This window comes from Paenibacillus sp. PastF-3 (assembly GCF_029893135.1).
GTDB classification, from domain to species: Bacteria; Bacillota; Bacilli; order Paenibacillales; family Paenibacillaceae; genus Paenibacillus_AQ; species Paenibacillus_AQ nitricinens.
The window spans coordinates 368,735-383,479 of the sequence record NZ_JARXWM010000007.1 but is presented as its reverse complement, the minus strand read 5'-3'; the positions used below and the strand labels follow the sequence as shown (position 1 = coordinate 383,479).

13 protein-coding genes are annotated in these 14,745 nt (G+C 42.1%); 8 read left to right on the top strand and 5 right to left on the bottom strand.

The annotated features are described in order from the left end of the window. Positions 1–8: 8 nt before the first annotated feature. On the bottom strand, positions 9–1,022 hold the full coding sequence (gene hemH / locus M2444_RS16745) for a ferrochelatase (RefSeq protein WP_094877415.1): 1,014 nt from the start codon (positions 1,020–1,022) through the stop codon (positions 9–11). Between the two features lie 493 nt (positions 1,023–1,515). Between hemH and M2444_RS16740 the strand changes: the two genes are divergently transcribed. Further along, positions 1,516–3,807, top strand: coding sequence for an FMN-binding protein (locus tag M2444_RS16740; RefSeq protein ID WP_280787516.1), 2,292 nt, complete (start codon positions 1,516–1,518; stop codon positions 3,805–3,807). 199 nt (positions 3,808–4,006) lie between these two features. Then, positions 4,007–4,963, top strand: a complete 957-nt coding sequence (locus tag M2444_RS16735) for a 3'-5' exoribonuclease YhaM family protein (protein ID WP_094871230.1) — start codon at positions 4,007–4,009, stop codon at positions 4,961–4,963. Between the two features lie 218 nt (positions 4,964–5,181). On the opposite strand, the gene M2444_RS16730 is transcribed toward M2444_RS16735, so the two are convergent. Then, positions 5,182–5,820, bottom strand: a complete 639-nt coding sequence (locus M2444_RS16730) for a 3'-5' exonuclease (RefSeq protein WP_280787515.1) — start codon at positions 5,818–5,820, stop codon at positions 5,182–5,184. Positions 5,821–6,041: 221 nt separating this feature from the next. On the opposite strand from M2444_RS16730, the gene M2444_RS16725 reads away from it, so the two are divergent. Together M2444_RS16725 and M2444_RS16720 are read left to right on the top strand one after the other, a co-directional pair. Further along, positions 6,042–6,659, top strand: a complete 618-nt coding sequence (locus M2444_RS16725; protein ID WP_280787514.1) for a DNA-3-methyladenine glycosylase family protein — start codon at positions 6,042–6,044, stop codon at positions 6,657–6,659. 22 nt (positions 6,660–6,681) lie between these two features. Next, positions 6,682–7,386, top strand: a complete 705-nt coding sequence (locus tag M2444_RS16720; protein ID WP_094871224.1) for a DNA alkylation repair protein — start codon at positions 6,682–6,684, stop codon at positions 7,384–7,386. A 36-nt stretch (positions 7,387–7,422) separates the two neighbouring features. Here M2444_RS16720 and M2444_RS16715 read toward each other — a convergent pair whose 3' ends face one another. Both M2444_RS16715 and M2444_RS16710 read right to left on the bottom strand, forming a co-directional pair. Beyond that, entirely contained in the window at positions 7,423–8,106 is a 684-nt protein-coding gene (locus M2444_RS16715) for a PspA/IM30 family protein (RefSeq protein ID WP_094877411.1), read from the bottom strand. A gap of 47 nt (positions 8,107–8,153) precedes the next feature. After that, the gene (locus M2444_RS16710) at positions 8,154–8,372 is read right to left on the bottom strand and encodes a PspC domain-containing protein (RefSeq protein ID WP_042185808.1); all 219 of its coding nucleotides are present in this window, start codon (positions 8,370–8,372) and stop codon (positions 8,154–8,156) included. A gap of 287 nt (positions 8,373–8,659) precedes the next feature. Between M2444_RS16710 and M2444_RS16705 the strand changes: the two genes are divergently transcribed. Further along, positions 8,660–9,073: a zinc ribbon domain-containing protein gene (locus tag M2444_RS16705; protein WP_280787513.1), complete on the top strand. Its 414-nt coding sequence runs from the start codon at positions 8,660–8,662 to the stop codon at positions 9,071–9,073. Between the two features lie 79 nt (positions 9,074–9,152). Here M2444_RS16705 and M2444_RS16700 read toward each other — a convergent pair whose 3' ends face one another. Continuing rightward, complete coding sequence (locus M2444_RS16700; protein ID WP_280787512.1) at positions 9,153–10,256, bottom strand: GerAB/ArcD/ProY family transporter; 1,104 nt, start codon at positions 10,254–10,256, stop codon at positions 9,153–9,155. A 144-nt stretch (positions 10,257–10,400) separates the two neighbouring features. On the opposite strand from M2444_RS16700, the gene M2444_RS16695 reads away from it, so the two are divergent. The 3 genes from M2444_RS16695 to M2444_RS16685 all read left to right on the top strand — a co-directional run bounded on the left by M2444_RS16695 (position 10,401) and on the right by M2444_RS16685 (position 14,416). After that, positions 10,401–11,915 (top strand): spore germination protein, encoded by a 1,515-nt coding sequence (locus M2444_RS16695; protein WP_094871215.1) that lies wholly within the window; start codon positions 10,401–10,403, stop codon positions 11,913–11,915. Next, positions 11,912–13,135, top strand: a complete 1,224-nt coding sequence (locus M2444_RS16690; protein WP_280787511.1) for a Ger(x)C family spore germination protein — start codon at positions 11,912–11,914, stop codon at positions 13,133–13,135. Before M2444_RS16695 ends, M2444_RS16690 begins: the two co-directional genes overlap by 4 nt. A 507-nt stretch (positions 13,136–13,642) precedes the next feature. Further along, positions 13,643–14,416 (top strand): SDR family NAD(P)-dependent oxidoreductase, encoded by a 774-nt coding sequence (locus M2444_RS16685; protein ID WP_094871209.1) that lies wholly within the window; start codon positions 13,643–13,645, stop codon positions 14,414–14,416. The last annotated feature ends 329 nt before the right edge of the window (positions 14,417–14,745 follow it).

Sequence of the window (14,745 nt, the reverse complement as noted above, 5' to 3'; positions counted from 1 at the left end):
TTTTTATGTTACCAGCCTATGGCGTTTTGTGCAACATGCTGAGCCAGAAATTGAAGCCAGTCCTCATGATTATTCAAGCAGGGGATCGCTGTGAAGTCTTCAGCATGTCCTCCTCCAGCCTCGAATTGTTCGCGCCCTTCTATTGCTAGCTCGTGCAGCGTTTCCAGACAATCCGTTACAAGTCCCGGTGAGAATATCAAAGGTTTATGAATTCCGCGTTCCGCTAGCTTTCCCAAAACATCAGCTGTAGAGGGACCTACCCATTCTTCGCGTCCGAAGCGTGATTGAAAAGTAAGCTGCCAGCGTTCGGGCTCCCAATTCATAGCTGAAGCGAGAAGACGCGCGGTTTCCATACATTGCTCTGGATAGGGATCGCCTGTATCTGCATAACGCTTGGGGATGCCGTGGAAGGTTAGTACGAAATAATCAGGATCAGAGTTCAGAAGTTTCATTTGCTGAAGTAAATGCGACTTCATAGCTAAAATATAACCGGGTTCATTGTAATAAGCATCTATAAATCTGAGCGCTGGAATCAGTCGCTTCGTAACCGGTCCAGTGGAGCTTTGGCGTCCTAATGCAGCAAAACTTGCTTGATCGAAGACAGATGCCGTCGTAGTGGACGAGTATTGCGGGAATAGCGGCACAATGATGATTCGTGTGACTCCGGCAGCTTCCAATTTGTTCATTGCTTGCTCCATACTGGGTTCGCTATACGCTAAGCCCAGCTCTACTTGATAATGCGGACCTAGAAATGCTTGCAAACCAGACTGCTGAGTTAATGAATGGGAGAGTAAAGGTGATCCTTCTGTTGTCCAGATTTGTCTGTACAGCTCAGCCGAGCGGCGTGGACGAAAGCGCAGAATAACGCCTCGCAGCAAAGGCTGCCAGAGCAGTGGTGAATAATCTATAATTCGGCGGTCGGATAAAAAACGTTTCAGATAAGGACGTACCGCCTTTGCAGTAGGTGCAGTAGGTGTGCCAATTTGGGCGAGAATAACTCCAATAGGTGGCTGTTTGTGCAATGGATTTGACTCCTTCCCATGTTAGAGATCGTTTTAAAATAGCATATCTATTCTTGAAAACACAATAATCGAGATCACGTTATTTACATAAGGAAGAGGAAGAGGGGATATTTTCTGGAAAAGATTATTAAAAATCACAATCTTGAGCAAATAGTGATATTTCTTATAGGGTGTGTGATTTTAGATACAGAGGAATGGCGGAAAACTTTGGTAGTATCAAACCAGAAATTGATGAAAAAACGCATTCATTCTTTTTCTATCATCTTATGTGAATTATTTCACCTTTTATGCGGTTTATTGTTAAAAGGAAGGAATGAATAGATTTAAGGCATTCTTTTTTGGAAAGTGATGGGTCGCGCATTGGCATGAGAGGGGGGATGGGTTCTTATGAAGAGAGAAGTCACGCTTCATAAGAAGAGAAGGGGCACTGTGAAAGGTAAGTTTGGTTAAGAAAAGCTATATATCACTGGGGATTTGGTAAAGGAGAATTTTATTGAAAAAACTAATTTCTTTAACGGTTAGCGCGGCAATATTGTTAGCGCCATTTGCTTACACACTTAATGTGCCTGCTTTGAACTTGAAGGTGGATGCAGTATCCGCAGCTTCTGAAGAAGCGGATGCACCAGCAGTCAAACCAACAGCAAAACCAGCAGCAACAGCAAAGCCAGTAGCAACACCAAAAGCAACAGCAAAACCAGTAGCAACACCAAAGCCAACAGCAAAACCAGTAGAAACACCGAAAGCAACGGTAAAACCAGTAGCAACCCCAAAGGCAACAGCGGCACCAGCAGCAACGACAAAACCAGCTACAACGCCAAAAGCAACCGCTGCTCCAGCGGCTACAGTAGTTCCAGCAGCGACTGTTAAGCCTGTGCCTACAGCAATTCCGGTTACAGTTAAGGAAAATGTATATCAAGATGGAGTTTACGTAGCGTATGGCGATGCTTACTCCAAAGGTACCGAAGGCGCTAAGATCGAAATTAAAGATGGAAAAATTACTAGCATCGATCTCCTGAGAACCAGCCCTAAGCTGATCGACAGAGATGCTCGTAACAATTATAGCGCTTTATGGCAAGCTTATGGATTGATGGAGAATAAATTGATTGGCAAGACAAGAGATGGAGCAGCTGCAGTAGACGCTGTTTCGGGAGCAACACGCTCTAGTAATGGATGGAAATTGTCTGTAGACAGAGCGTTTGAAAGAGCTCTAACAGTGAAAGATACAGATGCAATTTACTTTGATGGTGTTCATATGGGCATAGATCCTTCAGGTAAATATGCAGTATTTGCAACCTACGAATCCAATAAGCTCACAGCTGTTAAGGTGTACCCGCTGAACAGTGCCGGTGATTTCGTGGATGAGAAGGCCTACACAGCTGAGCAATCCGCAGCAGTTGCAGCTATAACACCAGCATTGCTGGCTAAAGGAACAGCTGCAGAGCCTGTTGCAGGACTCGAAGCCGACTTTGAGGCTGCGATTAATGCCTTCTGGGATGCTGAGCAGAATGCAAAGATTGACAATGCTTCTGCTTATGTAGACGGATTCTATTCCTCTTATGGAACTGCAAGAAGTGTGGGTGTTGAAAGAGCTGACATCGTGATCCGCAACGGTAAGCTAGTGGATGTGAAGCTGTTCAGACTTGGGAACAACCTAATTGACAGAGGTGCAACAGCTTATGCGGAAGTTGTAAAAGCTAATGCTCCGATGACAGCTAAGTTGCTTGCTAATGGATCTTACTTCACTAACTATGATGAGAAGGTTGATGGAATTTCTGGCGCTACAGAAAGCAGTCACGGTTGGAACCAAGCCGTAGAAAGAGCTTTTGAAAAAGCACTAAAAGTTCCTGGTGAAGTTAGATATTTTGACGGAAAATTCGCAGGTGTAGATAACCAATCTAAAGTATTACTGCTTGTTGATATTGCTTCAGATGCAGTTACAAACATTAAAGTAAGCTTGTTCAGTGCTGACGGCAAGCTGATCGCTGATGACAAACTAAGTGCAGAACAAAAATCACTGGTGGGTACACTTACTTCAGGATTACTTGAAAAAGGTGTGCAAATGTCCGATATCACAGGTCAAGAGGAGCTATCCGCAGCTGCCAAAGCTGCACTGACGGATGCTTTGACTAACGCATCCAAAGTTCAAGGGACCTATAAAGACGGAACGTTTACTGCATTTGGTGATGCTTATGATAAAGGAACAAATAGAGCAGACGTTACACTACGTAACGGTAAGATCGTAAATGTTGCTTTGTATCGTGTAGGAATGAATCTTGTGGATAGAGGCAAAGCTGCTTACCCAGAGGTGGTAAAAGCAATTCCACAATTGACTTCTAGCTTCCTTGCAGCAGGTACTAGAGAAGCTGTGCAAGCTGTAGACGCTGTTTCCGGTGCAACTAGTAGTAGTGTAGCTCTCAAGACTGCGGTGGATAGAGCATACGGGAAAGCTGAAATTGTAGAAGCTAATAAAGCGGCTTACTTTGATGGAATCTTCATTGGTGTAAGTGCTGATAAGCTTGTGAATGTTATGACATATGTAGAACATGGCGTTCCTGTTAAAATGCTTGTTTATTATCTGGATAAGAATGGAAGCACAAGAACGGTTAACCAATTGACTGACGCTGAACTGGCTGTGAAGAGCGAGATTGAGTCGACTTCCACAGGTTATAGCTTACACAAGTATGGATATCGCGCAGCAGCCTTCGGAAATAATGATGCTGAGAAAGAAGTATCTGCTAAAGTGGTAGAAGCTATCAAATCAGCCCTTGAATCCGCTGGTAAATAAGCAGTTATCAATCAATACTTAATCTATACAGGGGGTTATTCTAGAGCCATATTATGGCCCGTGGAGTAACCTCCTTTATCTACCTGTACATAAAAGTGAAAATAGATCGTATAGTGATTTAAAGGGATTTTGGACGTGAGTGTCTAAAGTTTAATATAGAGGGCAGGTACAAAGCCTGTTATTAATAGGAGGCTTCAACATGACACAAATTAAACAGCTCGCTCCACAGGATGAATTTGTTGGCTTTTATCTCTTAAGAGAGCTAGCGATCAAACAAACGAACGGTACTCCTCCAAAGGATTATTTCGACCTGGTCTTGGGAGATTCCAGTGGACAATTGTCCGCGAAATATTGGGACGTCAGCACAACCGATAAAGAAACTTTTTTTCCTATGGCACTGGTGAAGGTTCGCGGGATTGCGCACACTTATCGTGAGAAATTGCAAATCAAAGTAACCAAAATCAGATTGGTGAACGATGAGGATGGCGTAGCGTTAACGGATTTCATTCGCTCCGCTCCTATTCGTCCAGTAGACCTTATTCATACGATTAAAGGGGTTATGGCAAGCATTACAGATCCGGAGATTGCTTCGATTGTCTCCTTTTGTGTAAGCAAAGTGGAAGAGAAATTGATGCATTATCCGGCTGCCAAAACGCATCACCATGCTTATTTTGCCGGACTTGCTTATCATATGGTCCGTATGCTGGAGATTGGGGATTTTCTGTGCAAGCAGCGTCCATTCCTGAATCCAGATTTAATGAAAGCTGGAATTATTCTGCATGATATCGCGAAGCCGGAGGAGATGGTCTCTCAGCTCGGGATTGTCTCAGAATATAGTGTTCAGGGTAAGCTGATTGGTCATATTTCGATGGCATCTAACTGGATTACGGAAGCGGCCATCCGTTTAGACATTGATTTGAATTCAGAGAAGGTTCTAGCGTTACAGCATCTCGTATTGTCACACCATAACCTGGGTGAATGGGGCAGTCCAGTTCAGCCGCAAACGGCTGAGGCCGTAGCCCTGCATCATATTGACGCGATGGATGCGAAGCTGCAGATGGTCGAGGATGCGCTGGATACCACACCAGAAACCGAAGAATGGACGCCATTCATCAGAGGATTGGAGAATAAAGCAGTATATCGGATGAAGATTTAGTATGTTGTGTTGATCTTGGTTGGTGATCTGGATGAACCGATGGGATGTTCACTGATCGCTGATAGAACATACGGAATTCTTCCCTATAATGACCAGCAAGGTTAGATTTCTTCATAGTGAATGAATCGGCATGTATGCTATATCATTTCGAATGCAAAACACCCAACCAGCTGTTATAAGCCGATTGGGTGTTTTTTGCTAAACAACTTAATATTCTCTTATAAATAGAAGTTTTTCGTTCTTTGATTGTTCACAGGTTTCTTAGCAGGTTTACTCTTACGAGCAGAAAAAGGAGTGTATCCACCAGTAAACATTGTTCCGCTAGTATATCCTTGGCTGCTAGAGAGCAAAAGCGGGTCAAGGTGTGATTCTCGCTCCATAAGCATTAATAGAACCAAAGCCGCTGCGCGCGCATCATCGAGAGCGTCATGGTGCTTCAGCTCAATGCCGAAATGCTCGGATACTACATTAAGTTTATGAGAGGGAAGCTCGGGCAGCATTTTTTTCCCTAATAAATAAGTACATAAGTATTGAAAGCTCGGATAGCTTATGGACATCCCATCGAGGCAATACCGCAGTACACTCATATCAAAAGCGGCATTGTGTGCTACAACGATTCGTCCATGCAGCAAAGGTTCAACGGCGGGCCATAATTCGTGAAAAGTAGGTTGACCGATTACCATGGAGGGGGTGATGCCATGTATCGAAATGTTCATGCCGTCAAACCGCTGTTGCGGATCGATCAGCCAAGAATGTTCTGCAGTGATAACGCCATCTTTAACTTCCACAAGTCCTAAAGCACAGGCGCTGGATCGACTGGAATTCGCCGTTTCAAAGTCAATTGCTATAAAGTCCATTCGTAAAGCTCCTCATCTATCATATATACATTCATATTAAAGTAGTAAAATGATAAATACAATCTAGTACAAGTTACAAATAGTAGTTGAGTAAAAATAAGGTGTACAAGAAGTGTTGTAGCTTTTTCAAGTTTCGTTATCTTGCTATCCTATTCAAGAATCCGTACACTGCAAAATAGATATTGTATATTATTGTTAAGCTAAAAACGGGAGGACATACTTTGGGAGTTGTAATCACTAAATTTTTTGAATATGGACAAGCAGAAATCGATTACCTCGGAAGTGTGGACCCAGTGCTAGGTGCGGCGATGGCGCGAATGGGGAAAGTGGAACGTGTGATTATTCCAGATCTTTTCACTGCGCTTATTTATGCCATAGTAGGTCAGCTAATCTCAGTCAAAGCAGTTCGGACCATCTGGACAAGAATGCAGGCTCAATTCGGAGAAATCACTCCGCTGCAGCTAGCTTTACACACGGCGGATGAGATTCAGGGTTGCGGTATGACGATGAAAAAGGCGGTTTGTATTCATGACATTTCCAAGCTGATTGCTGATGGGGCGTTTAAGCTGGAGGAACTATATGGGTTATCCAATCAAGAGGTTATTCAAAGACTCATGAAGTTAAAAGGCATCGGTAAGTGGACAGCAGAGATGATGCTAATCAATTGTATGGAGCGCCCAGATGTAGTTAGTTGGGGAGATATCGCCATTCGTCGTGGCATGATGAAGTTGTATGGGCTTGATACGCTTACCAAAGAGCAATTCGAACAATACCGTCTCAGGTACTCACCATTCGGTTCGGTAGCCTCCATATATTTATGGGAGATTTCATTTCAATAATTAATACGTAGGGAGCATTATAGTGGAGAAATCAATAAAGGAACAGCTAGTGGAGTTGGCAGATGCGGACTACCAGAAGTTTTCTGCGGCTTTACTTCCGACGATTGATAATGTGATAGGAGTCAGGCTACCGGAGCTGCGTAAACTCGCCAAAACCATTGCAAAGGGTGACTGGAGAGCCTATTTGGAGCACGCCGAGTCAGATTATTTTGAAGAAGTAATGCTGCAGGGTATGGTGCTTGGTTACGTGAAAGCAGAGCTTGAAGACATCCTGCGATATATCGCAGATTTTATCCCCAAAATCGATAACTGGTCGGTATGTGATAGCTTTTGTACAGGACTGAAGTTTACCTTGAAGAATAAAGAACAGATGTGGGATTTTATAGTTCCGTATCTATCATCTGACGAAGAATACGAGATTCGATTTGCGGTAGTAATGATGCTTAATTTCTTTATTGAAGAAGCGTACATCAACCGGATTTTACAACTACTCGATAAGGTCAGACATGAGGGGTATTATGTAAAAATGGCAGTTTCTTGGGCGTTATCGATGTGTTATGTGAAGCTGCCTGCGGCTACGATAGGTTATTTGAGAACTAATACTTTAGATGATTTCACCTATAACAAGGCTTTGCAGAAAATCACAGAGTCTTACCGTGTAGATCCGGAATCGAAAAAAATGATTCGCGGGATGAAGAGGAATAGAAAAAACAAGCCCCTTATATAGCTCAGTAGCTGAGAAATAAGGGGCCTGTTATTATATTTATTTTTTGTCGGTATTGATTTTCCGGTTGCGGATACGTTCAATTTCATCATCAACAGCACTACGAAGGTTAGGATCAATGGACGAAGCTGCGCCTGCTCCTGAGTTGGATTTATACTTGGCGTTTTCCGCCAGAGCTTCCCACTCGAAAATCTTCTCTTCCATTCGTTCGAAGCCACGTGAAGCGGTACCCACATTAGGTCCTTTTACACTGTTGCTATGAGGAGCGGAGCTTAGTGTTTCTGTAGCTTGCTGAGCACGAGCGATAAGTTCAGTTCTTTTCGCTTTAAGCTGTTCGCGCTCTTCTTTAGCTCTAGCGATATTGATCTCCAGCTCTGCCAGGGATTGCTGCGTTTGCACCTGACTATTGATACTCTCATCCAGCTGTTCTGTATACCGCAGCTTGGCCATGAGTGCAAGGCGCGCTCTTTCTTCATTTCCTTGCTCAACCGCCTGAACGGCTTCAGCTTCGCTTTGCTCTATCAACTGAGTATATTCTTGCTTACGGCGTTCCAATACACTCGCTGTAACTTTTAAATCACGCTCATTGCGTTCTGCCGCAGCTATTTCGTTCTCAAGATCGCGCAGATACTGACCTGTCAGTAGCACTGGATTTTCTAATTTGTTCAGACCTTCGTGTAGGGCAGCTTTAGTAAGGGTGGAAATTCTTTTGAATAAACTCATGTTATATCTCTCCTTAGTATGTTTGATTGGTATTAAAGGACGATCTGTTAATAGAAATCATGTCCATCCGAAAAGCTGCCAAAAGGTTCTTTAGGGACGATGATGCTGGCGATAAAGTAAAAGATAAGTACGGTACCGAAGCTGAAAAGTGCTGCCGCAACCGTTACGAGACGGAGAATTGTGGCATCGATGCCTGACCAACTGGCAAGACCTCCGCATACACCACTAATTTTCTGGTCACTTCTGGAACGATATAATTTTTTCATTTATTATTGTCATCCTTTCTTATGGGGGTGAGTATTATTAAATCTTGCAATCCGCTTGCTTATGTACTTATTGTATAGCCTTTTCGAATACGGCAAAACGGCCTGAAGGCGGTTTTAAATACCAGACCTGAGTCGAGGTTCGTTCCCGCAGGAAGGCGGGGGAAATAAGTTCATGATTGTGGATGAACTACAAATCGCGGTTGAAGTTAGGTACAATAAAGAGAGGAATACTTGTGGCGGTGTCGAAATATGCTTATATATGACTACTACGGAATTGGGGGCTGAACATGAGCTTTTTTAACAAGGTAAAGGCAGGCGTAAGCGAGGCTGGGAATAAGGCAAAGACAGTGGTGGAGATCAATCGTTTGAAATTACAGAACAACAGCAAGCAGAATGACATTGACCAGCAGTATCAAGTAATGGGTAAACTGTTGTTTGAAGCTGTAACACAAGGAGTAGGACCACTGCCGAGTGAGCAGATCGAGAAGAATATTTCCCGTATTCTTGAACTGAAGTCGGAGATTGAGGTCAATCTGCAGCAAATCGCTGGGTTGTCTGATGTGAAGCACTGTAAAGCATGCGGTGGAAATGTGGCCATCGAGGCTCGCTTTTGTCCGAGTTGTGGATCAACCTTTGAAGTGTCAAATGAACCTATTCGTGACGTAACACCATCGTCGATACCTTTGGATAAGAAGGAATAAATCTACAACAGGCAAGTAATTCATTAAAAAAAGGACAGCTCAATAGCTGTCCTTTTTTTAATTTCGGAAGTGAGGTCGTTTAGCCTTTGGTTGCAAGACGTTTTTTAAAATAATACACAATTAGCAACATAAGCGGCAGAACAAATGCAAGAGTGAAATCCCAATCTACCCAGTAGGCAGGGATTTCCTTTACATAGAAAATGATGTCTTTGGCAATCAGTTGTGACATACCAAATAACAAAAATCCAGTGGGTATGATCAGAGGGCGATGGCTTTTAAGTTTAAATAATTGGGCTGTACCTAATGTTAAAGCATAGTAATAAATGGCTGTTTTGAAGTATGTACTGATAATCCATGCTGTAGCCATAAGCGCTTCAATACGTTGCAGAGAATTAGCAATATTAATTTTTTGAGCAAGAATATATGCGGCATAAAATTGATGTTCAGAAGCGTAAACACCAAGAACGGTAATGGAAAAAAATAAGATGAGGTTAAGTCCCAGAGCTCCGATGATCAAGGCTATGAAAATATCCCGGCTAGTTTTGCTATTCTTCTGAGCATAAGGATATACCATAAGAAACACGCACAATTCACCAAAAGGATAAAAAACACCATACATCAAAGTATGGAGCATGTCCGGTACTGGTGTGTTCATGATGGGGTATAAACGTTCCATTTTGACATCGGGTGTTAGCAGAAGCAGCAGACCGATCAAAAAAACTGCAAACAAAGGGAAAAAAAGCTGAGCTGCCCGTCCCAATGTCTCCAGACCCAATCGTACGCCATATACCAGCAGGAAAATGGCCATAAAACGGATAACCCCACCGGGTGTTTTCTCGTAAATCTGTGTACACATGAAATCTTCAATTTCTCTTATGTAAGTGGAAGCTGCAATCAGGAAGAACACTAGATAGAACATGGCTACAGCTGTTCCGGCCCATTTTCCTAGAATTTGTAGGCTAAGCTCGATAATATTCTTGTCGGGTTCAATGTCTGCTAAGCAGAGCAACAGTTTTATGGTCGCCAGGCCCAAGGGAATACTAATCAAAGCAGCAATCCATGCATCTTGTTGCGCTCCTGATATCATTAACGCTGGATACACAAGCGCCATATCCCCAATAAATGTGAATAGCCCGAGTATAATCATTTGATTGGTACTAATTCGATCTTTCTCCAAATGCATATACCCCCTCAAATTTATTGGACTAGTTTTAGTATGGTTGTAGTTACCAGAATTATGCCATTCCGAATTTTAATCAGAAAGGAATAATTATCAAAATTAACATCAAACTATACTCATTAATCTAAGTGAAGTGGAGGCTACATCATGAAGAGCTCGGAGACTGTTAGACTATCAAACCGATTGAAAACCAATATTGATCAGTTGTACGGGTTGCTGGGCGGAAGTTCTGATGTAGTGATAAAAGAGTTGCAGATAGAAGAAAATACTCATATTTCTTTGATTTACATAGATGGTCTTGTAGATACTCAGGTGCTGCACAATTCAATTTTGTATTCTTTGCAGGAACATATTCCTTATGAACAGCTGGGGAAGCTTGAACCCGAGCAGAAGATTGAGATCATTAAGAAACAAATATTAATAGCCGGTGATCTAACCGTCATCGTTGATTTCAACCAATTTGTACACGAATTATTGTCCGGTAGTGTAATGCTGCTGCTCGATGGGACATCCACCGCTCTCCGGATCGGTTTACCTGGCTGGGAAGATCGCAATGTAGGAGAACCCAGTTCGCAATCGGTTGTACGAGGTCCAATGGAAGGATTCACGGAGAATTTGCGGACGAATACAGCACTGGTTCGGCGGAAAATAAAAGATAGCCATTTATGGCTGGAAACCGTTCAGATCGGAAGGGTGACTCAAACTAGCGTATCCATTATGTATCTAAGTAACATAGCGAATAAGGATTTGGTGCAAGAAGTAAAACACCGTCTGAATAAAATTGATACGGACAGTATTCTCGAGAGTGGATATATTGAAGAGTTTATTCAAGAGACGGCAGTTACACCTTTTCCTACCGTATACAACAGTGATCGTCCGGACACGATTGCAGCAGGTATTTTGGAAGGAAAAGTAGCCATTCTTGTTGATGGTACCCCTTTTGTACTATTGGTACCCACATTTTTTGTAGCATTTTTTCAGTCTGCTGAGGATTATTACCAAAGAGCAGATATTGGAACATTGCTGAGATTAGTTCGTTTTATTTCGTTTTTTATTACTTTGCTTGCACCTTCATTGTATGTTGCGATTACTACGTATCATCAGGAGATGATACCGACCAATCTTGTAATTAGTTTAGCTGCCCAGCGGGAGAGTGTTCCTTTTCCTGCTTTTGTCGAGGCGCTGATCATGGAAATGACTTATGAGATTTTGCGGGAGGCGGGGGTGCGGATACCTAAAAATATTGGACAGGCAATTTCCATTGTCGGAACGTTGGTGATTGGGCAAGCAGCGGTTGCGGCGGGTTTTATTTCCTCTGCAATGGTCATCATTGTATCGCTTACAGCCATTTCTAGTTTTGTTATTCCGGAGACAGGAATGTCTATAGCTGCACGGATGATCCGTTTTGTGCTTATAGCTTTGGCAGGATTTATCGGATTATATGGCATTCTATTCGGGATTTTTATCATCGTACTGCATTTGTCGAGCTTGCGTTCTTTCGGAATGCCTTACATGAGTCCGCTCGGACCTTATAACTCAAAAGACTTAAAAGACTCAATTTTTCGCTTTCCATGGCCTTTTTTAAAGACAAGACCTGCTGAGAACAAGACACAGAACCTATTTCGTCAAAGCACATCCAGTGATGAGGAATCAACACAATGAATAAAAAATTAGTTAGAGGCGCTCTTCGATTGATGATAGCTCTCCAATTTACTTTAGTGCTAAGTGGCTGTTGGGAAAGAAAGGAGCTAAATGAGGTAGCCTTTGTCCTGGGGATAGGGATCGACAAAGCTGAAACTGGTTATACAGTTTCGATGCAGGTCGTTATTCCATCTGCAATTTCCTCACAATCGAATGGAGGAGGGGGAGGTACTGGAGTCCCGGTGGTTGTTTATAAATTTACGGTACCTACATTTTATGATGCACAACGTATGTTGAATCTGGATAGTTCTAGAACGAGTTATCTTGGTCATATCCGGGTGTTAGTGATTGGGGAGGAACTTGCCCGCTCCGGAGTGGGCGAGATACTGGACGTATTTAAAAGAAGTCGGGAACCTCGAATGGATTTCTACGTTATGGTTGCCAGAGATACAACCGCTAGCGATGTCTTGAATGTCCTTACACCTATGGATAAATTACCAGCGAACAAATTATTTAGTTCCCTAGATAATTCTTATAAAGATTCAGCAAAAACAGTCGCTGTCACGCTGGATGATTTTATTGAAACTTTAATGTCCCAAGGTGAAAACCCTGTACTTACCGGAGTGGAAGTTATGGGAGATCCCAAAGAGGGTGGAGATAAAAGCAATGTAGAGCGAACAATGCCTAAGGCGAGATTGGAATACCATACTGTTGCTGTGTTCAGAAAAGACAAACTGATCGGTTGGCTAAACGAGGGTGAAACGATCGGTTACAATTATATCAATGATAAGGTAACCTCACATTCTGGTCCGGTAGCAGGGGAAGACGGAAAACCTATTGTTATCGAAGCGATCCAGGCTTCAACCAAACGCAAAGTAAAAATTATTGATGGGGAGCCGCATATTTACCTTAATGTGAAGACGCTTTGCAATATTGAAGAAGTGCAAAGTGTGGAGAATTTGGAACTGGTAAGCACTATAAGACGGTTGGAGAAGGAAACAGAGGAACGGATTATTGAGCGGATGCAAAACACTGTGGAGCAAGTAAATAATCGCTTCAATGTTGATATTATGGGATTTGGACAATCGATCTACCATGCCAGCCCTAAAGCTTGGGCAAAGCTACAGCAAACAAAAGGCGATGACTATCTTAAATCATTACCCGTCCATTATAGTGCCTCAGTAGTTATTAACCGCGTGGGTCTAACAGATAATTCTTTTCTTGAAAAAATCAAGGAGTGAAGCCAAATGATAATACTGTTTTTTTTGGTGATTGCTGTTGGTTGTATGGCACTTGATTTGCCTAAATTAATACGAAAGCGCCGAGTACGTGATCTTAGCGTATATTTTATATTTTGGATTTTGGGGCTTGGCGCGACCTTATGCGCGTTGTTAAAGTTGAACATCCCCAGTCCGCTGTTTCTAATTATCCTTATCTATAAGCCAATAAATAATTTGTTTGGAATATGGTTTCATTAACAACGACGGATTTGCAAACTACCAAACCCCTTAGAATATACATTGGATAAAACTTCTGGTTTTTCTGATGAAATTCTAAGGGGTGTATTTTTTATGTCGATCAAAATATTGATTGCTATATACAATTAAATACAATAAAGTTGTCATATAGAGGATAATTTTGTCGATTTTTCTGCAAAAATGTTCCAATTCGCATTGCATCAGGTGACTTTAGGGTCTATGAGGTTCGAATCCTCCTCCTGAAAAAGACAGAAGAAAGTGGTGCACATAATGAGTAGCAACAGATTTGAGAACAAAGTAGTTATTATTACAGGTGCAGGTACAGGAATCGGAAAAGCTACAGCCTTAAGAGTAGCAAGTGAGGGTGGTACTGTAGTAGTTGCCAATCGATCAGATGCTGGAGCTAACACAGTTGAAGAAATCAAAGCTTTAGGCGGGCAAGCGTTGTTTGTTCGGGCAGACGTTTCTCTTGAAGCAGACTGCAAAAATATCGTAGATCAAACATTGGCAGCCTACGGAAAAATTGATTGCCTTTACAACAACTCAGCAATTACAGGAGATAATGCGGATGTTACAGAATATGATCCGATATTGTTTCAAAAGGTGATTCAGACAAATCTTAATGGCCAATTCTACATGTTGCATTATGCATTACCACATATGAAATCCGGAGCTTCCGTTCTAAATTGTTCCTCTTTGCATGGTATTTTCATTGGGATGGCCAATGATGCAGCCTATTCAGCAAGTAAACATGCCATTGTAGGCATGACTAAATCGGTTGCCAAAGAAGTGGGTCACCGGAACATCAGAGTAAATGCTATTTGCCCTGGTCCTATCCCAACACCAACCATGAACAGATATGAAAAGCTGTTGTCTGATGATGTAGAGATGCTTCAATCTCTTATCGCTTCTGGAACGGCTCTGGGCAGATACGGTACGCCTGAGGAAGTAGCTGCGTTTGCATGCTTCCTACTAAGTGATGAGGCTTCCTTTATTACAGGTACAGCACATGTGATTGACGGGGGCTATTCCGCAACAAAGTAATTAAGGATTAATTTACTTATATAACAACTAATATATAATATTAAAGGCTTTGCGGCGTATTCTGGTTCCAAAAACCTGTAGGGTGACTGGATTAAAATTGGAAGTCGCACGCAGAGTCTTTTTTAGTTGTCTAAAAACAGATTCTTCGTATGTTGGCAAATTGCATGGTTGTAAGGGACAGCTGATACACAAAAATGAATGAATTAAGGAAAATATGCCATGGATATGTTGGAATTTGTAGAAAATTGTATTTTAATATAAATAAAAAAAGAAATTTGTCGATAATAATATAGGTAATATGTATTAGTTAATATTCTAGAAAGGGTGTT

Excerpts from the sequence above, each read along its gene's own strand:
- M2444_RS16735 (WP_094871230.1), top strand. The coding sequence starts at position 4,007 with ATGACACAAATTAAACAGCTCGCTCCACAGGATGAATTTGTTGGCTTT.
- M2444_RS16730 (WP_280787515.1), bottom strand. The coding sequence starts at position 5,820 with ATGGACTTTATAGCAATTGACTTTGAAACGGCGAATTCCAGTCGATCC.
- M2444_RS16715 (WP_094877411.1), bottom strand. The coding sequence starts at position 8,106 with ATGAGTTTATTCAAAAGAATTTCCACCCTTACTAAAGCTGCCCTACAC.
- M2444_RS16710 (WP_042185808.1), bottom strand. The coding sequence starts at position 8,372 with ATGAAAAAATTATATCGTTCCAGAAGTGACCAGAAAATTAGTGGTGTA.
- M2444_RS16705 (WP_280787513.1), top strand. The coding sequence starts at position 8,660 with ATGAGCTTTTTTAACAAGGTAAAGGCAGGCGTAAGCGAGGCTGGGAAT.
- M2444_RS16700 (WP_280787512.1), bottom strand. The coding sequence starts at position 10,256 with ATGCATTTGGAGAAAGATCGAATTAGTACCAATCAAATGATTATACTC.
- M2444_RS16695 (WP_094871215.1), top strand. The coding sequence starts at position 10,401 with ATGAAGAGCTCGGAGACTGTTAGACTATCAAACCGATTGAAAACCAAT.
- M2444_RS16690 (WP_280787511.1), top strand. The coding sequence starts at position 11,912 with ATGAATAAAAAATTAGTTAGAGGCGCTCTTCGATTGATGATAGCTCTC.
- M2444_RS16685 (WP_094871209.1), top strand. The coding sequence starts at position 13,643 with ATGAGTAGCAACAGATTTGAGAACAAAGTAGTTATTATTACAGGTGCA.